Raw genomic sequence first — 19938 nt, forward strand, 5'->3', positions numbered from 1 at the left:
ACAAGCCATGACCGTCATCAAGCAAGAAGACCTGATCCAGAGCATCGCCGATTCTCTGCAGTACATCAGCTACTACCATCCGCTCGACTACATTCAGGCGCTCGGCCGCGCCTACGAGCGCGAGGAAAGCCCCGCCGCGAAGGACGCGATCGCGCAGATCCTCACCAACAGCCGCATGTGCGCGGAAGGAAAGCGCCCGATCTGCCAGGACACGGGCATCGTGACCGTGTTCGTCAAGGTCGGCATGGACGTGCGCTGGGACGGTGCAACCATGGGCGTCACCGACATGATCAACGAAGGCGTGCGCCGCGGTTATCTGAATCCGGACAACGTGCTGCGCGCGTCGATCGTGAGCCCGCCCGAAGGCGCGCGCAAGAACACGAAGGACAACACGCCGGCCGTGATTCACTACGAGATCGTGCCCGGCGACAAGGTCGACGTGCAGGTCGCGGCGAAAGGCGGCGGCTCCGAGAACAAGTCCAAGTTCGCGATGCTCAATCCGAGCGATTCGATCGTCGACTGGGTGCTGAAGACCGTGCCGACGATGGGCGCGGGTTGGTGCCCGCCGGGCATGCTCGGCATCGGCATCGGCGGCACGGCTGAAAAGGCGATGGCCATGGCGAAGGAATCGCTGATGGACCCGATCGACATTCAGGACATCATCGCGCGCGGCCCGCAGGACTGGATCGAGGAATTGCGCGTCGAACTGCACGAGAAGGTGAACGCGCTCGGCATCGGCGCGCAGGGCTTGGGCGGCCTGTCCACCGTGCTCGACGTGAAGATCATGGCCGCGCCGACGCACGCGGCGTCCAAGCCCATCGCGATCATCCCGAACTGCGCGGCCACGCGCCACGCGCACTTCACGCTCGACGGATCGGGCGTCGCGAAGCTCGAAGCGCCGTCGCTCGACGCGTGGCCCAAGGTCACCTGGGCGCCGAACACGGAGACGAGCAAGCGCGTCGATCTGAACACGCTGACGCCTGAGGAAGTCGCATCGTGGAAGCCGGGCCAGACGCTCTTGCTGTCCGGCAAGATGCTGACGGGCCGCGACGCCGCGCACAAGCGCATCGCCGACATGCTGGCGAAGGGCGAAAAGCTGCCGGTCGACTTCACGAACCGCGTGATCTACTACGTCGGCCCGGTCGATCCGGTGCGCGACGAGGCCGTGGGTCCCGCAGGCCCGACCACGGCCACGCGCATGGACAAGTTCACCGAGACGATGCTCTCGGAAACCGGTCTCATCTCGATGATCGGCAAGGCCGAGCGCGGTCCGGTCGCGATCGAGGCGATCAAGAAGCACAAGGCGGCGTATCTGATGGCGGTCGGCGGCGCGGCGTATCTCGTGTCGAAGGCCATTCGCGAAGCGAAGGTGCTCGCGTTCGAAGACCTCGGCATGGAAGCCATCTACGAGTTCGACGTGAAGGACATGCCGGTGACGGTGGCCGTCGATTCGAACGGCACGTCCGTGCACAAGACCGGCCCCGCCGAATGGCAGGCGAAGATCGGCAAGATTCCGGTCGCGACGGCGTAACGCACCAAGTCCAAACCGGAAGCCGGATAGCGGCAAAGGCCGGGAAGGCCGGGCGCGACGCCCGGCCTTTTGTTCGAAGCCCCCGCATCCAATAGAGTTTCATTCTCGGTTTGCGCCGGGACAAAAAATTTCTTCCCACGCTTGGCACGGCCACGCTCGCGGTTTATCTTTCCTCCATGCCACGCCCGACACAAGGAACAACCATGCAAGGCGACGCGAAAGTCATCGAATATCTGAACGCGCAGTTGAAAAACGAACTTACGGCGATCAACCAGTACTTCCTGCACGCGCGGATGTACAAGCATTGGGGCCTCGAAAAGCTCAACAAGCACGAATACGACGAATCCATCGGCGAGATGAAGCACGCCGACTGGCTCATCCAGCGCGTGTTCATGCTCGACGGCCTGCCGAACCTGCAAGACCTGCACAAGCTGCTGATCGGCGAAGAGACGAAGGAAATCATCGAGTGCGACCTGAAGCTCGAACAGATTTCGCAGTCGACGTGCAAGGAAGCCATGGCCTATTGCGAGTCCGTGCGCGATTACGTCTCGCGCGACATCTTCGACAAGATTCTGAACGACACGGAAGAGCACATCGACTGGCTCGAAACGCAACTGGACCTGATCGACAAGGTCGGCATCCAGAACTATCAGCAAACCATGATGGGCGAAGAATAAGCCGTCCGTTCCGATGTCCGCTGTCGCCGCACCCTCCCTTCAGCCGAACGCGGGCGCTCCGTCCGATGCGAGCGCGCCCGTCGGCATCTTCGATTCCGGTCTTGGCGGTCTTTCCGTGCTGCGCGCCGTGCGCGCGGTGTTGCCGCACGAACGGCTGATCTACGTCGCCGATTCCCTGCACGCGCCCTACGGCGAGCGCGACGACGCGTTCATCGTGGGCCGCACGATGGCAATCGGCGAATGGCTCGTCGCGCAAGGGGCGAAGGCGCTGGTCGTCGCGTGCAACACGGCGACGGCGCAGTCCATCGCCCACGTGCGCGAGCGGCTTGCGATTCCGCTCGTCGGCGTGGAACCGGGCGTGAAGCCGGCGGCGGCAGTATCGAAATCGCGCGTGGTCGGCGTGCTCGCCACGCAGGTGACGCTACGCAGCGCGCGCTTTCAGTCGCTGCTGGACCGCTACGCCGGGGATTGCCGCTTCGTCTGCCAGCCGGGGCACGGGCTGGTTCAGGCCGTCGAACGCTGCGACACGTCGTCGCCGGAACTGATGGCCTTGCTCGAAAGCTATCTGAAACCGATGCTCGATGCCGGTGCCGACACGCTCGTGCTCGGCTGCACGCACTACCCTTTTCTCGACCGCGCCATTCGCGACATCGCGGGCGAGCGGCTGCATATCGTCGACACGAGCGTTGCCGTCGCGCGTCAGCTCGAACGCCTGCTCGGCGCGAGCGCGCTCAAGAATCCCGATGCGTCCCCCGCCGTCGCGCCGCGCTTCTTTTCTACTGCCGACGGCGAGTCGCAGCGTCAGCTGGCCGCTTCGCTACTGCGAATCGAAATGAGCGTCGAACACGTCGATATTCCCGCGCGTTCCGCCGAATCCCGCACGCTCTGAGTGCTTCCTTCTCCGCGCGCCCGGTCTGACGCGCCGCATTTTCGCGCCCGTCGACGCTGCGCGCGACAAATTGCCTGACTCCTCCGGCGTGTTACAAAAAACACAGACCCTCGCTTGCAAAGCGCGGCACACTGAATGATAATAATTCGCATTAACAGAAGCTATCGCGAGCGATCATGATTGTCTGTGTTTGCAAGTCAGTGTCCGACCGGAAGATCCGCGCCGCCATCGCCGACGGCATCGATACTTTCGACGAACTGCAATTCGAGTTGGGCGTCGCGATGTGCTGCGGCAAGTGCGAAGAAAGCGTCCACGATGTGATGGCACAAAGCGGCGTCTGCGCGTCGCGCTGCGGCGTGACCGAACGCGAGCGTCCGCAGGCCGCGCCGATGACGTTCTACGAGCGTCGAGCAGCCTGAAACACGCTGCGGCGGCGGCACGTCATCGCACCGCACCACGATTTTATGCCACGCAGCTTTGGCGTTTCCCCGTTACCTCAAGGAGCGAACGATGGAATTGCTGATCGGTTTCGTGGCCACGTTGTTCATTTCTTTGCTTATATTCCGTAAATGACGTCGTACGGTTTTTTCCGCGCCCGGCCAGCGGTGTTTCCCGTTCCGGCTGGCGGCGTAATTCGCAGCAAAGCACGCCGCATCGCGAGCAGCGTTTAAAAATGCAGTCCCCGACTACCTCTCCCGCCGTCTTCGAGCCGGCGACGGCATCGAATATCAATCCGCGCGTGCCCGCGGCATGCGCTGTCGTGCTCGCGATTCACGCGGCGCTGCTCGGCGTTGCGCTCACGATGCGCCATGAGCCGCCGCCGCGCCCGGTCGAAGCCCGGTCCATCACGGCGCAGCTCATCAGCGAAACGCCGCAGCCTGCGCCTCAGCCGGTCGCGGTTCAGTCGCCGCCCGTGCCGCAGCCGCCCAAACCTTTGCCGAAGCCGCAGCCCAGGCCGCAGGTCAAGCCGAGCGTCAAACCGAGGATCGAGCCCAAGCCCACGCCGATGCCGGTCACCGATGCGCCGTCGCCCGTGGCCGCGCCCGAGCCGGCGCCGGTCGCTCCGCCGCCGCCCGCTGCGGCACCGGCGGCGCCCGCCGCGCCCGCCATCGGCAAGCCGACGATGGATCTCGCCGCGCCGAAGAACGTCGCGCATCTGTCGTGCAACATCGCGCAGCCGGACTATCCGGCCATGTCGCGCCGCCGCGGGGAAACGGGCACCGCGCTCGTGAAGCTGACCGTGGGCATCGCCGGCAAGATCGAGAACGTGACGCTGCAAAAGAGCAGCGGCTCGCCGCGCCTGGACGACGCCGCGCTCGATGCGGTGCGTTCGAGCGCCTGCACGCCCTACAAGGAGAACGGCGAGGCCATCCGTGCGACGGCCACGGTGCCTTTCGTATTCAGTCTTAACGACTGACCGGTTTTTTAGAGACAAGGAAACAGCAATGCAAAACTACGGAATTGCGCACGTCTGGGCGCAAGGCGATTTCGTGACGCGCGGCATCGCGCTCGCGCTCGTCATCATGTCTGTGCTTTCGTGGACGGTGATCGTCGTCAAGGCGTGGAACGTCTTGCGCCTCAAGCGCCTGACGAAAAATGCCGAACAGGCGTTCTGGCACTCGGACGATTTCAACGACGGCATCAAGAAGCTCGGCAGTCAGTCGTCGAGTCCGGCCGACAACCCGTTCCTCGCCCTCGCGCTCGCCGGTCAGGAAGCGGCCGAGCATCATCATCAGACGCAGCCGCATCTGCACGATCGCATGGACGTGTCGGACTGGATCACGCGCTGCCTCAAGGACGTCATGGACGAGAGCGTCGGCCGCATGCAGGCGGGGCTCGCGGTGCTCGCGTCGATCGGCAGCACGGCGCCGTTCGTCGGCCTGTTCGGAACCGTGTGGGGCATCTATCACGCGCTCCTGACCATCGGCGCGACCGGGCAGACGTCGATCGATCAGGTTGCGGGGCCGGTCGGCGAGTCGCTCATCATGACGGCGTTCGGCCTCTTCGTCGCGATTCCGGCGGTGCTCGGCTACAACGCGCTCACCCGCGGCAACAAGAGCATCGTGACCAAGCTGAACCGCTTCGCGCATGGCCTGCACGCGTTCTTCGTGACCGGTTCCAAGCTCTCGTCGAGCAAGCGCGCGAGCAACGCGCAGTCCGACAGCCTGCGTCTCGCGACGCGCGCCAGCTAAGCGGAGGTTCGCATGGCCATGAGCCCATTCGCCGGCGATGAAGACGACGGCATGATGAGCGAGATCAACATGACGCCGCTCGTCGACGTCATGCTCGTTCTCCTCATCATCTTTCTGGTGACGATTCCTGCGATGCATCACGCGGTGAAGATCGACTTGCCGCACGCGAGCAGCCAGCCGCAGGACGAAAAGCCCTCGCATGTGAACGTCGCGATTCAGGCGGACGGCACGATCCTGTGGGACGACCAGAAGATCGACGACGCCACGCTCAAGGCGCGCCTCGCGCAGGCATCGCAGCAGACGCCGCAACCGGAATTGCATCTGCGCGCGGATCGCAAGGTGGCCTACGAGCGCGTCGCGGACGTGATGTCGGCGGCGCAGGCGGGCGGCTTGTCGAAGATCGGTTTCGTGACGGAGCCGAAAGCCGGCAAATAACGCGGCATCGGAAAAGAAATACGCGCAGCAAAAGTAAAAGGCCTTCATCGACGATGAAGGCCTTTTTCGTGCGCGCTCAGCGCATTCGGGCGAGGCGGTTACTTGGGACTCGAATATCCTGAGCCCGCGGAATCGCCACATGCGGCAGCCGTGGTCGACACGGACAGCGCGATCAGCCCTATCAGGCTAACTATCAGAGTAGCCGTCAGTTTTCGCATAAGAAGCTCCTTAGCGAAAGGAACCCCAATATAACGCTGCGATTTTTCGCGTACAAGATTTGCGCGATTGAATCTGTCCATCGCAAGCGCACGCTTCAATGGCAATAACGATGCGCCCTTTCGCACGCGATCAAACCGTTTCCCGTTCCGTGCGCTCGACGACAGGACATTCTCCCGGAAAGCGCTTGCCGTCATCGATCGATTCGACGAGAAAATCGACGAACGCGCGCACCGCCGGAACCATGCCCTGCCGCGAGAGGAACACGGCGTAAAGCTGCGGCGTCGGGAACGTCCAGCCCGGCATGACGGGCGAAAGCTGGCCGCTTCGGAGCGGCGCGCCGTACATCATTTCCGGCAGCGCCGCGATGCCCACGCCGCGCATCACGGCTTCGCGGATCATCGAGAGATCGGCGGTGACGAGCCGCGGTTCGTGCTCGAACTCGTGCCGCGTGCCGTCCGGCGCGATCAGCCGATAGACGTGCCGGCCATCGGATGAAGGCATGTCGAGCGTGTCGTATTGCGCGAGATCGGCGACGGTCATCGGCGGCGCATTGGGATTGAGCAGCGAGGGCGCGGCGACCAGCATCTGCTGCGTGCGCCAGAGCGGTCGCGCGACGACGTTCGAACTCGCGGGCGGCTCCGAGCGCACGCGCAAGGCGACGTCGATCGCGTCTTCGAACAGATCGACGACGCGGTTCGTCACGCGCAGCACGACGCGCACTTCCGGATAGCGATGCATGAAATCCGGCATCACCGTGGCGAGGAAGGTCTGCGCGATGGTCACGGGCACGCTCACGCGCACGGTGCCGCGCGGCGAATCGCGCAGGCTTTGCACGACGTTCACGGCGGCCTGCGCTTCGGCTAGCATCGCCTGACAATGCTGATAGAACAGTTGCCCCGCTTCGGTCAGCGCGAGCTTGCGCGTGGAGCGCTGCAAAAGACGCACGCCGAGCGACGCTTCCAGCTCCGACACACGCCGCGACAGGCGCGATTTCGAGATACCGAGCACGCGCTCGGCCGCGGAAAACCCGCCGTGCTGGACGACGTGCGAGAAGTACATCAGATCGTTCAGGTCGTGCGAGTCTGGCGTCATGATCGGTTCGGCATGAGTCGTTTGTTTATCGCGGCAGGACAATCCATTGCGTCCGGGCGGCTTTTACCCCGAAATACGGCCCATATAATAGCCGTGTGTTTCAAATTCAGCGCTATTCCCCTAATGGCGACGCGAGGCAAGAACATCATGAGCCGCACCATTTCCAGCATCATTCCCGCGATCCGCACGGTCGAAGGCGGCGGTTTCGTCGTGCATCGTCCGTTTCCCACCCGTCTCCTGATGGACTTCGACCCGTTCCTGCTGCTCGACGAAATGGGTCCCATCGACTACGCGCCCGGCGAGGCGAAGGGCGCGCCCGATCATCCGCATCGCGGCTTCGAGACCGTCACCTACATGCTGGAGGGCGAATTCGGCCACAAGGATTCGGCGGGTCATTCGGGCACGCTGCGCGCGGGCGACGTGCAATGGATGACGGCCGGCGCGGGCGTGCTCCACAGCGAAATGCCCGGCGAAGAATTCACGCGGCGCGGCGGCCGCGTCCACGGATTGCAGTTGTGGGTGAACCTGCCCAGGCGCGACAAGATGATCGCGCCGCATTACCAGGAGATTCCGTCGGAGCGCATTCCCGTCGCGACGAGCGAGGACGGCAAGGTGCGCGTGAAGGTCATCGCGGGCGAAGCGCTCGGCGTGAAAGCCGCGATCGAGACGCGCACGCCGATTCTCTACCAGCATTTTTCGCTGGAGCCGGGCGCGAGAATCGAACATCGCGTGCCGCGCGACTTTCGCGTGTTCGCCTATGGGCTCTCGGGCACGGCGCTTCACGGACCGCAGGATCAGCCGGTGCGCGCGCAACAGATGGTGATCTTCAAGGATGATGCCGACACCATCACGCTCGCCGCCGGCGACGAGCCAGTGGAGGTGCTGCTGTTCGGTGGCGTGCCGCTCAAGGAGCCGGTCGTCCGCTACGGCCCGTTCGTCATGAACACCGAAGACGAAATCCGTCAGGCAGTCATCGACTATCAGGCGGGGCGCATGGGCGCGATCAATCACTGACCGTCGCACGGAAAGCAGCACAAAGCGGCATAAAGCAGTGAAACGGCGCGGCAAGAACGGGCACATTGCGTCACAATGACCGTTCGTCCCGCGCCTTTCGCTTGATCGTTCGTTCCCGGCGCTGCCCTTCATCGAAGCGAGGAAGCTCGTATGTCCGTTCCCGTCGTGATTGCCACCATCGGCGAGGCCGATTACGAAACGCGCCTCGAAGACGGCACGCACACCTGGTTCTCCGATGAGCCCGCGAGTCTCGGCGGCGCCGACAGCGCGCCGCAGCCGGCTGCGCTGCTGCTGTCGAGCCTCGGCGCGTGCACGTCGATCACGCTGCGCATGTACGCCAGGCGCAAGAGCTGGCCGCTGGAATCCGTGCGCGTCGAACTGTCGATGACGAGCACGGCCGAGGGCACCGTCATCGACCGCCGCATCTCGCTCGAAGGCCCGCTCGCCGACGACCAACGGGAACGGCTCTTGCAAATTGCCAATGCCTGCCCGATGCACAAGGTCCTGTCCGGTGCGATTCGCATCGAATCGGGACTGGTCGCCGCCTGAACGTCGGGCATCGGCCATCGGGCGTCACGAACGTCCAAGGAAACGTCGTTTTGAATTTCGAACACCTGATCCAGATCAACGATCCGCAGAACCCGCTCGTCGCCTCGCTCACGCGCGAGCAGTTGTGGGAAGGGCTCGTCCTGCGCGCGGAACAGCCGCAGTTGTTCGTGCTCGGTCTCGATAGCTGCGCGATTCTTTCGCGCGAAGGCGACGTGATGGAGCGCGAACTGCATTACGGTCAGGCCGTGGTGCGCGACCGCGTCACGCTCGACCGGAACAATAGCGTCCGCTACGACATCCTGCCGACGGCCGAACATGTGGGCGGCTCGCTCACGATGGCCATCGAGCAGCCCGACGCGTTGCAGCTTTTCGTGCGCTTCACGTACCGCACGACGCTGCCGGAGAGCGACAACTCGACGCCCGATGAACGTCAGACGCAGGAGATCGTGAAGTCGGCGTATCGCGAGTCGGACATCGACACGGTGCGGCTCATTCGGCAGTACGCGCACGGCCGCACGGGTGAAAGCCCGCTGCATTGAGACATCGAGCGCGACTATCGGATGCCGCGCTTCGATCGGAAAGTTCGCTTGCAAATAGGAATGGTTATCATTTACGATGGAACCATCGAATCAACGAACGCACTCACCGACCGACATGACCGATACGCCGCGATCCTCCACGCTCAGGCTGCGCCGCCCGGTTGTCCGCGATGCCGCCGTCACGCGCCCGAAGCCCGCGCCTGTGACGGTGCAGCCGGCGACAGCGGACGCGAACGGCGAGCGCCTGCTGCGAAGCGACGTGCTGCTGCAGGGCCGCAGTCATGTCGCGATTGCGCATAACGGGGAGACCTATCAATTGCGCGCGACGCGTCTGGGCAAACTGATCCTGACGAAGTAGCGCCAAGAGACAGCAGTAGTACCGGGTATTGTGGGGACCACCTCGCCAGGAGGTGTTTGGCCTTAGCCAGCAAGGACGACTTGCACGCGAGAATTTAGACCCCTTCGTGCAAACACCAGCCAGTCGTCGATAGCCAGCGAAGCCGTTTTTTTGGTTCCTGCGCGCTCGTGCTGTACTTCTGCCGACGCACGCGATCAAAGAATGAAGCGGCGCGCTTTCACACGAAAGCGCGCCGCTTTTTTACATGGCAAGCTTTTGCGCAGAGGAAACAGCGTCAGACGTTCTCGATCCCCAGCGCCGCGATGCCCGCGCGCGCGATCTGCGCATCCTGATCCGACTTCACGCCCGACACGCCCACCGCGCCGACGATGTCCGCGCCCACGAAAATCGGCACGCCGCCTTCGAGCATCGCGGTCATCGGCGCGGAGAGGAACGCGGTGCGTCCCTGCTTGATCGTGTCTTCGTAGACTTTCGTCTCGCGCCGGCCCAGCACGGCGGTGCGCGCCTTGCCCGTCGCCATTTCGGCGGTGCTCGCGCCCGCCCCTTCCAGCCGGTGCAGATGCAGCAGATGTCCACCGTCATCGACGATGGCGACGGTCACGTTCCAGTTGTGTTCCTTCGCGTGTGCCTCGGCTGCGGCGGCCATGGCCTTCACGTCATCGTCGGTCAGTACGGGTTTCGTTCTCACTTGGTGCTCGCTCGTGTGCTGGCGTTATCGGGAAAAGCCCCAAAACATCAGATACCAGGCGCTGTCCGCAACGGCCAGCGCAGCGACAAACCATATCATCGAAAGGAGACGCGGAACAGGCGTCGCGGCGTAGCGCCCCGTCACCCGCCATGCGAGCCACGCGCTCCACAGGTTCGCAATCGCGAGCAGCGCGAGCCGCAAGTCCGTCACCCACCAGAGCGCGACATGCTCGGCGCGCAGCAGCGAGACCGTCGTCGCCGAAAGGCCGAGGAACACGCCGACGCCCGCAATCGGAATGAGCGCGAGCGCGAGGTGATGCACGCGTTTCGCCTCCATCTTGCCGAGCATGCGCGCGCCCATCGCGAGAAGCGCGAGCAGCGCCGTTCCGTAGACGAGGCCGGTCGCGAGCATGTAGCCGATGACCATCGTGCCGTCGAGCCACGAGAAGACGTCGTTCTGCTCGGGGTAATGCGTGAAAAGGAACCACGGCGCGTTGGTGTCGAGCGGCCAGAGGATGTTGTGATCGATCAGCCAGCCCGCGAAGAACTGCTTGAGATCGACGAACCAGGTGCTCACCGTCCAGTGGAATCCGCCGATCGCGATGCCGAGCAGCCCGTACAGAATGAGCGCCGTATCCCACGGATTGGCCGCCTTGTCGCCGAGCTTCACGACTTCCTCGGCGGGCGAGCGCCAGGAAAGCGCGATCGCGTCGCGGTGGCCGCTGCATCGCCCGCACATGTGGCAGTCGGCGGCGCCCTTCATGTTGCGAAGCGGAACGAGCGGCGCGCAGTTGATCGGAATCACGCGATGGCCGTGCTCGCCCTGCTTGTACGAGCGGCGCCACGCGTCCTCGCTTACCTTGTAATGGAACGGCGCGAGCCTCGAGAGCAGCGAGAACACGCCGTTCACCGGGCAGAGGTACTTGCACCAGACGCGCTTTTCGCGGCCATACAGCGCGCCGATGATCATCGCGCCGACCGTCGATCCGCCGAGCACGAGCAGCACCGCCTTCGGATATTGATACACGCTCACCATCTGGCCGTAGATCGTCGTCAGGCCGAACGCGACGAACGGCCAGCCGCCCCAGCGCATCCAGTGCGGAATGGCGCGGCCGCGACCGAAGCGGCTCGCGAACTCCGTCAGCGCGCCTTCCGGACACAGCACGCCGCACCACACGCGCCCGAGCATGACCATCGACAGCAACACGAACGGCCACCAGATGCCCCAAAACACGAACTGCGCGGCGAGCGTCAGGTTGTTCCAGAGATGCGCGGAGCCGTCGGGCAGCGGCATCACGGCGGGAACGAGGATCAGGAACGCGTACACGGCAACGACGACCCACTGAATCGCGCGGATCGTGCTGCCGTGCCGTTGCATCCAGTGGCCGGCCTGCTGGAGCCGGCTCACCGTGGAGGCTTGCTCACGTTGTTGCATCAGGGAACTCATGCTGGTCGGCCAGCCGCCTTCTGTTTTTGCGCGAGCTGACTGTTCGAGCGCCGCAGCAGCAGATAGATGACGATCCAGTACACCGCATACGCGACGAGATTCATGCCCGCCGGATGCGCGCGGTAGCCCGTGAGCGTCGCGATGAGGGAACCGAAGGTGCTGGAGTCGTCGAGGATGGCGGACGTGTTCCACACCTGATTGACGATCACCGGCAGCACTTCCATGTCGATCAGCTTGTCCACGCCCGTCTCGAAGAGGCCGGCGGCGAGAAAGAGCAACATGATTTCGGTGACGCGAAAAAACGCGCGCCACGAGAACACCCTGCCGCCGAGCTGCAGCACGTAGAACGTGAGCAGCGCGAGCGCGAAGCCGATGACGATGGCCGCATATTGCGATGCCGCCACATGCCCCGATTGCCCGAAGCCGACGCCGTACAGGAACACGGCCGTCTCGCTGCCTTCACGCGCGATCGCGAGTGCGACCAGCAGCGCGATGCCCCACCAGTGACCATCGCTCGTGCTCTTTTGCAGCGACGTTTCCATGTCGCGCTTGAGCGTGCGGCCGTGGCGCTTCATCCACAGCACCATTTGCACGATCAGCACGCACGCGACGAGCACCATCGCGGTCTGGAAATAGTCCTGCGCGTTGCCGGACAGCACTTCGCTGAAGCCGACGAGCGCCGCGCCGAGCGCAACGGCGGCGATCAGCCCCGCCGCCACGCCGAACCAGAGATAGGGCAGGCCGCGACGCGCCTGATGATCGCCGTTCTTCAGCCACGCGTAGAGAATGCCGACGACCAGAAGCGCCTCGACGCTTTCCCGCCAAACGATGAAAAGTACCTGCCCCATCTCAAACCCCCTGCCCGTTCCGCCGCATTCGGCGCATTACTTCGCGACGATCACGCCCTGCGCCGTCTGATGGAAATCGTCGAAGAACTTGTATTCGCCCGGATCGAGCGGCGCGATCACGACGAACGAATCCGCGCCCGGCGCGAGCACCTTCTCCTTGCGCAACTGCACGCTTTCGAACTCGGCCGCGCCCTTGCCGACGTTATGCACTTCGATCTTGATGCGTTGTCCCGCCGGCACTTCGATGCGCGCCAGGTTCAGCTTGCCGTCGTTCATTTCGAGCTTGAACGTCGGCAGATCGGCGGCCTGCACCGTCCCCGCGCCCGCCGCGGCGAGAACCGCGAACAGCGCGAGCGCAACCACCTGCCTTTTCGATGTCATTGAGTGCTTCCCGAAAATGAACACGCGCGCGCTCAATATCCGCCCTTCTTGCCGATGCCCGCGAACGGGAAGTCGTATTCGATGGTGAACGGCTTGAACCACGGGCCGACGCCGGTTTCCTTGTCGGTGTGGCGGCCGAACGCCATGTGCCCCGTTTCCGACGGCGGCGAGACATGCAGCTTCAGGTGATACTTGCCCGGCCCGAAGAGCTTCACGTTGTCGCCGTAGTGCGGGCCGTCGCTTGCGACCATCGGCATCAGGTCGCCCTTGATGGTCTGCGTCGAGCCGGCCTTGCTCAGTTCATACGTGACGTTCAGGTACGGCATCCAGTCGCCTTCCGCGAAGCCGGTCGGATTGTTCTTGACCGCGTGAATGTCCGCTTCCAGATGGATGTCCGAATCCGACGCCTTGCGCATCATGCCTTCCGGCGCCATCGTGATCGGCTGAAGGTAGACGGCGCCCGTTTCCATGCCGGCTTCGATGTGCTGCTTGCCGATCGGATATTCGGCGGCGGAAGCGGTCATCATCGCCGTGAGACCAGCGGCGGCGACAAGACCGCGCATCAACGTAGAACCCATCAGATACTCCTTGTTGTTATCGGTTTCGCGCGCCGTTTCTGGAAGCCGTCTTACCACCGGACGACCTTCCACTCCGGCTCGCGCACTAGCACACTCGCGTAACGTTAATACGAACCATTCTCAATGTTCGTCAGTTTATCATCGTTCGAGGGGCGCAACAATTTGACGGAGCTTACAAACCTAGGCGCAGTAAGGGTTTTCGAGCGCCGCGCCGCGTGTGCATAGACAAAAAGAAAACGCGGCGAATCGCCGATGTGCCGATTCGCCGCGCTTTTATCCCGCGTCCGCGCCCGCTGCGCGCCTACTTGCCGCCGATGCCGCCCACGTGATCGCCCACGTTCGCGCCAAAAACGCGCTGCCGCAGCAGCGCCAATTGGTCGCGCGTCTGAGCCGCTTTCTCGAATTCGAGGTTCTTGGCGTGGTCCATCATCTGCTTTTCGAGGCGCTTGATTTCCTTCGCGATCTGCTTCTCGCTCATGTCCTCGAATTTCGCGCGCGCCTGCGCTTCCTTCAGTTCGGCGCGGGCGTCGTCGGCGCTGTAGACGCCGTCGATGATGTCCTTGATGCGCTTCTCCACCCCGCGCGGCGTGATGCCCATCTTCTCGTTGTGCGCGATCTGCTTGGCGCGCCGCCGTTCGGTCTCGTCGATGGCGCGCTTCATCGAGTCCGTCATGTTGTCGGCGTAGAGAATCGCCTTGCCGTTCACGTTGCGCGCCGCCCGACCGATGGTCTGGATGAGCGAGCGCTCGGCGCGCAGGAAACCTTCCTTATCGGCATCGAGAATCGCGACGAGCGACACCTCCGGAATATCCAGCCCTTCGCGCAGCAAGTTGATGCCGACCAGCACGTCGAAAGTGCCGAGCCGCAGGTCGCGGATGATTTCCACGCGCTCGACCGTATCGATATCGCTGTGCAGATAGCGCACCTTCACGCCGTGATCCGCCAGGAATTCGGTGAGCTGCTCCGCCATGCGCTTGGTGAGCACGGTGACGAGCACACGCTCGTGCGCGGCGACGCGCTCATTGATCTCCGAGAGCACGTCGTCCACCTGCGAACGCGCCGGGCGCACCTCGATTTGCGGGTCGACGAGGCCCGTCGGACGCACGAGCTGCTCGGCCACCTGCCCCGCCTTCTTCTGCTCGTAGTCGGCGGGCGTCGCGGATACGAAAATCGCCTGGCGCATCTTGCGCTCGAACTCGTTGAACTTGAGCGGGCGATTGTCGAGCGCGGACGGCATGCGGAACCCGTAATCGACGAGATTCTCCTTGCGCGCGCGGTCGCCGTTGTACATGCCGTTCAACTGGCCGATGAGCACGTGCGATTCGTCGAGCAGCATCAGCGCGTCGGGCGGCAGATAGTCGACGAGCGTCGGCGGCGGCTCGCCCGGCGCCGCGCCCGAAAAGTGCCGCGAGTAATTCTCGATGCCCTTGCAGAACCCGAGCTCCTGCAGCATTTCGAGATCGAAGCGCGTGCGCTGCTCGAGCCGCTGCGCCTCGACGAGCTTGCCTTCGCGGTGAAAGAACTCGAGCCGGTCGCGCAGTTCTTCCTTGATCGTCTCGATGGCGCGCATCACGGTATCGCGCGGCGTCACGTAATGCGACGACGGATAGACGGTAAAGCGCGGAATCTTGTTGCGCACGCGTCCGGTCAGCGGATCGAAGAGCTGCATCGACTCGATCTCGTCGTCGAAAAGCTCGACGCGCACGGCCATTTCCGCGTGTTCCGCCGGAAAAATGTCGATGGTGTCGCCGCGCACGCGGAACGTGCCGCGCTGGAAGTCGGCCTCGTTGCGCGTGTACTGCATCGCGATCAGCCGGGCTATGACGTCGCGCTGGCCGAGCTTGTCGCCGGTGCGCAGCGTGAGAATCATCTTGTGATATTCGGACGGATTGCCGATACCGTAGATGGCCGACACCGTCGCGACGATCACCACGTCGCGCCGCTCGAGCAGGCTCTTCGTGGCGGATAGCCGCATCTGTTCGATGTGCTCGTTGATCGACGAATCCTTCTCGATGAAGAGATCGCGCTGCGGCACGTAGGCTTCGGGCTGGTAATAGTCGTAGTACGAGACGAAGTACTCGACGGCATTGCGCGGGAAGAACTCGCGGAATTCGGCGTAGAGCTGCGCGGCGAGCGTCTTGTTCGGCGCGAACACGATAGCCGGGCGGCCGAGGCGCGCGATCACGTTCGCCATCGAGAAGGTCTTGCCCGAGCCGGTCACGCCGAGCAGCGTCTGAAATGAGAGGCCGTCTTCGATGCCCTCGACGAGCGTCGCGATGGCGCCGGGCTGATCGCCCGCGGGCGGATACGGCTGATAAAGCTGAAACGGCGAGCCGTCGAAGGTGACGAACTTCGACTCGTCCAGTGCGTCGGGCGCTTCGATGAGAGTATCGGACATGGGAAACGGAGTCTTCGCCGGGGCAAACACTTATTCTAGCGGCTGCCGCGAAACTGGCGCAGCGCCCCGACAGGGGCGGAATCGCGCGTCGGGTAACGCGCATCGTGGAAACACATGAGGCTCGTCCCGACGATCTCAAGCGCGTGCGCGCGCGCTTTTAATGTCGGGGCGACCGAGCCGGTAAAAAGCACTGCCGTTTGGCCAATCGTCCGCCGAAATGGCGGACAGTATTCGTTACAATGTGCGACTGGGCCGGACGGCCGGAACGAGCGCCTCCCGCGCGCCCTGCCGTCCGGTTTCGAGCACCGCCCACGCTTCCCGCAGCACGACCTTTTCACACTGCCGATAGATCATGTCTCTTTTCTCTGCCGTCGAACTCGCCCCCCGCGACCCGATCCTGGGCCTCAACGAATCCTTCAACGCCGATCCGCGCCCGACCAAGGTCAATCTGGGCGTCGGCGTCTACACCAATGAAGAAGGCAAGATTCCGCTGCTGCGCGCCGTGCGCGAAGCAGAGAAAGCCCGCGTCGACGCCGCGCTGCCGCGCGGCTATCTGCCGATCGACGGCATCGCCGCTTACGACAACGCCGTGCAATCGCTCCTGCTCGGCCAGGACTCGCCGCTGATCGCGGCAGGCCGCGTCGTCACGGCGCAGGCGCTCGGCGGCACGGGCGCGCTCAAGATCGGCGCGGACTTCCTGAAGCGCGTGAATCCGAACGCGGTGGTCGCGATCAGCGATCCGAGCTGGGAAAACCATCGCGCGCTTTTCGAAGGCGCGGGCTTCGAGGTCGTCAACTATCCGTATTACGACGCCGCCACGCACGGCGTGAACTTCGAAGGCATGCTCGCCGCGCTGAACGGCTACGCGCCGGGCACCATCGTCGTGCTCCACGCGTGCTGCCATAACCCGACGGGCGTGGACCTCACGGAAACGCAGTGGGCTCAGGTCGTCGAAGTCGTGAAGGCGCGCGAACTCGTGCCGTTCCTCGACATCGCGTATCAGGGTTTCGGCGACGGCATCGACGCCGACGCCGCCGCCGTGCGCCTCTTCGCCGCCGCCGAACTGAACGTGTTCGTGTCGTCGTCGTTCTCGAAGTCGTTCTCGCTCTACGGCGAGCGCGTCGGCGCGCTGTCGATCATCACGACGGCCAAGGAAGAATCGGCGCGCGTGCTGTCCCAACTGAAGCGCGTGATCCGCACCAACTATTCGAACCCGCCGACGCACGGCGGCTCGGTCGTCGCGGCGGTGCTCGCGTCGCCCGAACTGCGCGCGACGTGGGAGCAGGAACTCGGCGAAATGCGCGACCGTATCCGCGCGATGCGCAACGGCCTCGTGCAACGTCTGAAGGCGGCGGGCGTCGAGCGCGACTTCTCGTTCGTGGACCGGCAGCGCGGCATGTTCTCGTACTCGGGCCTGACCGCCGCGCAAGTGGACCGCCTGCGCGAGGAGTTCGGCATCTATGCGGTGAGCACCGGCCGTATCTGCGTGGCCGCGCTCAATACGCGCAATCTGGATGTCGTCGCGAACGCGATCGCGAGCGTGTTGAAGTAAGCAGGCGCGGCGCTCTGTTGGCATCGAATGAAAATGGCGTCCTTCGGATGAAGGGCGCCATTTTTTATGCGTGCTGTACGTGCGACTGTCGTCAGAGCGCGCGCGGCGCGGGATGCGCGACGGAGTTTGCATCGTCCGATTCGACGAGGCCGAACGAAATGGCGCGCGCCAGTTCGGCGCTCACGCTCGCAACACCCGTCTGGTGATGACGCGCCGCCGCCCCGCGTTCCTCGGCACGCATGCAGAAAGTCAGCGAGGCGAGCAGCAGGATGGCGAGAGGCCAGTAAGTCGATATTGTCTTTCTCATGAGACTACCTTCGATTCGATGCCGTGGCGGGCGGTCGCCCACCTTCGACGTTTCGGATGGTACGCAATCGACCGATTCCGAAAAAGCCGTGTCGCGAAGAAGGACCGTTGCGCTGACGGTAACGAGCAAGATCCCGGCCAGCCCGTCCAGCGGGAACGCCCCCGCTCCGTCGCCGTCATAAAGCCTTACAAAGTTGTCGGGGACATTAACGCGCGCAAGGTGTCTTAATGGCTACACACGCAACGAATTCCGAAATGCCATGAAAGTCGCTGGTTTGGTGATGTTCTCGTCGGCGCTGCTGTTGGGCGGCTGCGCTGCATATCCGGATGGGCCGGCTTACGGTGGCGGCTATCCCACTGTCTACGACGACCCCGGCTACGCCGCATACGGCTACGGCGGGCCGGTAGTGCAACCGGGCGTCGCGATCGGCGGCGGTTATTACTACGGCCCCGGCCCCGGCCGATACTGGGACGACGGCCCCGGATGGCGTCGCCCCCCGCCTGGCGGCTGGAATAACCGGCCCCACGACGGTCCGCCCCACGGCCACGGCGGCCAGCCCGGCGGCGGCCCGCCGCACGCAGGCGGTGGAGGCCCGCAAGGCGCGCAGCCGCAGGCGGGCGGCGCGCCGCTGCCCAAGGCGGTCGGCGGCGTGCGGCCGCGTCCGCCTCAACCCGCTCCGGCGGGCGGTGGCGGCGGCGGTGGCGGCAACCACGGCGGCGGAAATCAGCGCGGTTATCTCGGGCCGATCGGCGGCTGAGCGCATACGTCGATGAAAAAAGGCCGCGCCGGATCGAGCGATCCGGCGCGGCCTCGTCATTTCCGAAAGACGCTTTAGCCGAGATGCGACCGCTGCGCCTTGTAGAGCTCGCGAAACGTGCGTCCGACCGGCGCGGGCATGTCGCGCGTGCCTGTCCATCCGGCACCGAAGGGCAACCGGGCGATCGTTCGCTTGGCTCCGCCCATGCGTTCGAGCACGCGCACGGCCAGTTTGGTCAGCAATGCATACGCGGCCGGACGCATCGCCAGATAGCCCCACGCCGCGAGCGCGGCGCGTTCGCTCCACGGACGCAGACGCCGTTCCATCTGCTTTTCGCGCAGTTTCCTGAGCAAGTCGGAAATGGGGATGCCGACCGGACACACGCTGTTGCATTCACCGCAGAGCGTGGCGGCCTGCGGCAGGTCGAGCGCCTTGTCGATGCCGACGTAAGCCGGGGTGAGCACCGAACCCATCGGCCCCGGATACACCCAGCCATACGCATGTCCGCCGATCTTCTGATACACCGGACAGTGATTCATGCACGCGCCGCAGCGGATGCAACGCAGCATCTCCTGAAAGTCGCCGCCGATCAAGCCGGTGCGCCCGCCGTCCACGAGAACGAAATACATGTGTTCGGGGCCGTCCGTGTCGCCGGGCGCGCGCGGACCGGTTAACAGCGAGAAGTAGTTCGAAATGGTCTGCCCTGTCGCCGAGCGCGGCAACAGGCGCATCGCCGTCGCGAGATCTTCGAGCGTCGGAAGCACTTTCTCGATGCCCGTCACCGCGACGTGCACGCGCGGCATCACCGTGCACATGCCTTCGTTGCCCTCGTTCGTCACGACGGCCACCGACCCCGTTTCCGCAATCAGAAAGTTGCCGCCCGTCACGCCCATGTCCGCCGACATGAAGTGCGGACGCAGCACCTCGCGCGCCTCGCGCGTCATGGCGGGAATGTCGGTCAGGCGCGGCTTGCCGTGCGTCTTCGCGAAGAGGTCGGCGATCTGCTCTTTGTCCTTGTGCACCACCGGCGCGATGATGTGGCTCGGCGGCTCGTTGTCGTTGATCTGCAGGATGTATTCGCCGAGATCCGTCTCGATCGACTGCACGCCCATTTCGCCGAGCACGCGGTTGAGCTGCATTTCCTCGGACACCATCGACTTGGTCTTGATGACCTTCTTCACGTCATGCTCGCGCGCGATCTCGGCGACGAGGCGCGCGGCGTCCTGTGTCGATTCCGCGTAGAGCACGGTCGCGCCGCGACGCGTCGCCTCGCGCTCGAAGGTTTCAAGCCACACGTCGAGATTGTCGAGCGCGCGATTGCGCCGTTCCTTCAGCGCGGCGCGCGTCGCTTCGAAGTCGATGTCGCGCACGGCGCTCGCACGCGCGCTCACGAACTTCGTCGACAGCTTCGTGAGGTTCTGCTGCAGCCTTTCGTCGGCGAGCTTGCTGCCGGCGCGGGCCTTGAAGTGCATCGTCTGTACTTCCATG

22 protein-coding genes are annotated in these 19938 nt (G+C 64.2%); 13 read left to right on the forward strand and 9 right to left on the reverse strand.

Going from position 1 to position 19938, the window contains the following annotated elements; all coding sequences use genetic code 11:
- The first annotated feature begins 7 nt into the window (after positions 1–7).
- The 7 genes from LDZ27_RS08990 (at position 8) to LDZ27_RS09020 (ending at position 5724) form a co-directional block, all read left to right on the forward strand.
- Positions 8–1531, forward strand: coding sequence for a fumarate hydratase (locus LDZ27_RS08990; RefSeq protein WP_244813768.1), 1524 nt, complete (start codon positions 8–10; stop codon positions 1529–1531).
- Positions 1532–1734: 203 nt separating this feature from the next.
- The gene (gene bfr / locus LDZ27_RS08995; RefSeq protein ID WP_244813769.1) at positions 1735–2208 is read left to right on the forward strand and encodes a bacterioferritin; all 474 of its coding nucleotides are present in this window, start codon (positions 1735–1737) and stop codon (positions 2206–2208) included.
- Between the two features lie 13 nt (positions 2209–2221).
- The gene (gene murI / locus LDZ27_RS09000) at positions 2222–3097 is read left to right on the forward strand and encodes a glutamate racemase (protein ID WP_244813770.1); all 876 of its coding nucleotides are present in this window, start codon (positions 2222–2224) and stop codon (positions 3095–3097) included.
- A 176-nt stretch (positions 3098–3273) separates the two neighbouring features.
- Positions 3274–3516 carry a bacterioferritin-associated ferredoxin gene (locus LDZ27_RS09005; RefSeq protein WP_244813771.1) on the forward strand — a complete coding sequence of 81 codons (243 nt, stop codon included), beginning with the start codon at positions 3274–3276 and terminating at the stop codon, positions 3514–3516.
- 254 nt (positions 3517–3770) lie between these two features.
- Positions 3771–4514 (forward strand): energy transducer TonB, encoded by a 744-nt coding sequence (locus LDZ27_RS09010; protein ID WP_244813772.1) that lies wholly within the window; start codon positions 3771–3773, stop codon positions 4512–4514.
- A 28-nt stretch (positions 4515–4542) separates the two neighbouring features.
- A complete protein-coding gene (locus LDZ27_RS09015; RefSeq protein WP_244813773.1) occupies positions 4543–5289 on the forward strand; it encodes a MotA/TolQ/ExbB proton channel family protein in 747 nt (248 codons plus the stop codon).
- A gap of 12 nt (positions 5290–5301) precedes the next feature.
- Positions 5302–5724, forward strand: coding sequence for a biopolymer transporter ExbD (locus LDZ27_RS09020; RefSeq protein ID WP_244813774.1), 423 nt, complete (start codon positions 5302–5304; stop codon positions 5722–5724).
- 348 nt (positions 5725–6072) lie between these two features.
- Here LDZ27_RS09020 and LDZ27_RS09025 read toward each other — a convergent pair whose 3' ends face one another.
- The gene (locus tag LDZ27_RS09025; protein WP_244813775.1) at positions 6073–7035 is read right to left on the reverse strand and encodes a LysR family transcriptional regulator; all 963 of its coding nucleotides are present in this window, start codon (positions 7033–7035) and stop codon (positions 6073–6075) included.
- A gap of 147 nt (positions 7036–7182) precedes the next feature.
- Between LDZ27_RS09025 and LDZ27_RS09030 the strand changes: the two genes are divergently transcribed.
- The 4 genes from LDZ27_RS09030 to hemP all read left to right on the forward strand — a co-directional run bounded on the left by LDZ27_RS09030 (position 7183) and on the right by hemP (position 9495).
- A complete protein-coding gene (locus LDZ27_RS09030) occupies positions 7183–8049 on the forward strand; it encodes a pirin family protein (protein ID WP_244813776.1) in 867 nt (288 codons plus the stop codon).
- 150 nt (positions 8050–8199) lie between these two features.
- Positions 8200–8598: an OsmC family protein gene (locus tag LDZ27_RS09035; RefSeq protein WP_244813777.1), complete on the forward strand. Its 399-nt coding sequence runs from the start codon at positions 8200–8202 to the stop codon at positions 8596–8598.
- A 50-nt stretch (positions 8599–8648) separates the two neighbouring features.
- A complete protein-coding gene (locus LDZ27_RS09040) occupies positions 8649–9137 on the forward strand; it encodes an SRPBCC family protein (protein ID WP_244813778.1) in 489 nt (162 codons plus the stop codon).
- A 115-nt stretch (positions 9138–9252) separates the two neighbouring features.
- Positions 9253–9495, forward strand: a complete 243-nt coding sequence (hemP, locus tag LDZ27_RS09045) for a hemin uptake protein HemP (RefSeq protein ID WP_244813779.1) — start codon at positions 9253–9255, stop codon at positions 9493–9495.
- Between the two features lie 274 nt (positions 9496–9769).
- On the opposite strand, the gene LDZ27_RS09050 is transcribed toward hemP, so the two are convergent.
- The 6 genes from LDZ27_RS09050 to uvrB form a co-directional block, all read right to left on the reverse strand.
- Positions 9770–10183 (reverse strand): heme-binding protein, encoded by a 414-nt coding sequence (locus LDZ27_RS09050; protein WP_244813780.1) that lies wholly within the window; start codon positions 10181–10183, stop codon positions 9770–9772.
- A 24-nt stretch (positions 10184–10207) separates the two neighbouring features.
- On the reverse strand, positions 10208–11560 hold the full coding sequence (locus tag LDZ27_RS09055; protein ID WP_370653395.1) for a 4Fe-4S binding protein: 1353 nt from the start codon (positions 11558–11560) through the stop codon (positions 10208–10210).
- Between the two features lie 65 nt (positions 11561–11625).
- Positions 11626–12477, reverse strand: a complete 852-nt coding sequence (locus LDZ27_RS09060; protein WP_244813782.1) for an FTR1 family protein — start codon at positions 12475–12477, stop codon at positions 11626–11628.
- Between the two features lie 36 nt (positions 12478–12513).
- The gene (locus tag LDZ27_RS09065; RefSeq protein WP_244813783.1) at positions 12514–12858 is read right to left on the reverse strand and encodes a cupredoxin domain-containing protein; all 345 of its coding nucleotides are present in this window, start codon (positions 12856–12858) and stop codon (positions 12514–12516) included.
- Between the two features lie 32 nt (positions 12859–12890).
- A complete protein-coding gene (locus LDZ27_RS09070) occupies positions 12891–13436 on the reverse strand; it encodes an iron transporter (protein ID WP_370653285.1) in 546 nt (181 codons plus the stop codon).
- Between the two features lie 301 nt (positions 13437–13737).
- Entirely contained in the window at positions 13738–15834 is a 2097-nt protein-coding gene (gene uvrB / locus LDZ27_RS09075) for an excinuclease ABC subunit UvrB (RefSeq protein ID WP_244813784.1), read from the reverse strand.
- A 352-nt stretch (positions 15835–16186) separates the two neighbouring features.
- Here uvrB and LDZ27_RS09080 point away from each other — a divergent pair, with 352 nt between their 5' ends.
- Positions 16187–17386, forward strand: coding sequence for an amino acid aminotransferase (locus tag LDZ27_RS09080; RefSeq protein ID WP_244813785.1), 1200 nt, complete (start codon positions 16187–16189; stop codon positions 17384–17386).
- 91 nt (positions 17387–17477) lie between these two features.
- Here the strand turns inward: LDZ27_RS09080 and LDZ27_RS09085 are convergent, their stop codons facing one another.
- On the reverse strand, positions 17478–17693 hold the full coding sequence (locus LDZ27_RS09085; RefSeq protein WP_244813786.1) for a hypothetical protein: 216 nt from the start codon (positions 17691–17693) through the stop codon (positions 17478–17480).
- Between the two features lie 259 nt (positions 17694–17952).
- Here LDZ27_RS09085 and LDZ27_RS09090 point away from each other — a divergent pair, with 259 nt between their 5' ends.
- Positions 17953–18450, forward strand: a complete 498-nt coding sequence (locus tag LDZ27_RS09090; RefSeq protein ID WP_244813787.1) for a hypothetical protein — start codon at positions 17953–17955, stop codon at positions 18448–18450.
- Between the two features lie 74 nt (positions 18451–18524).
- Here LDZ27_RS09090 and LDZ27_RS09095 read toward each other — a convergent pair whose 3' ends face one another.
- Positions 18525–19937: a lactate utilization protein B gene (locus tag LDZ27_RS09095; RefSeq protein WP_244813788.1), complete on the reverse strand. Its 1413-nt coding sequence runs from the start codon at positions 19935–19937 to the stop codon at positions 18525–18527.
- Between the last annotated feature and the right edge of the window lies 1 nt (position 19938).

This window comes from Caballeronia sp. Lep1P3 (assembly GCF_022879595.1).
GTDB lineage: Bacteria > Pseudomonadota > Gammaproteobacteria > Burkholderiales > Burkholderiaceae > Caballeronia.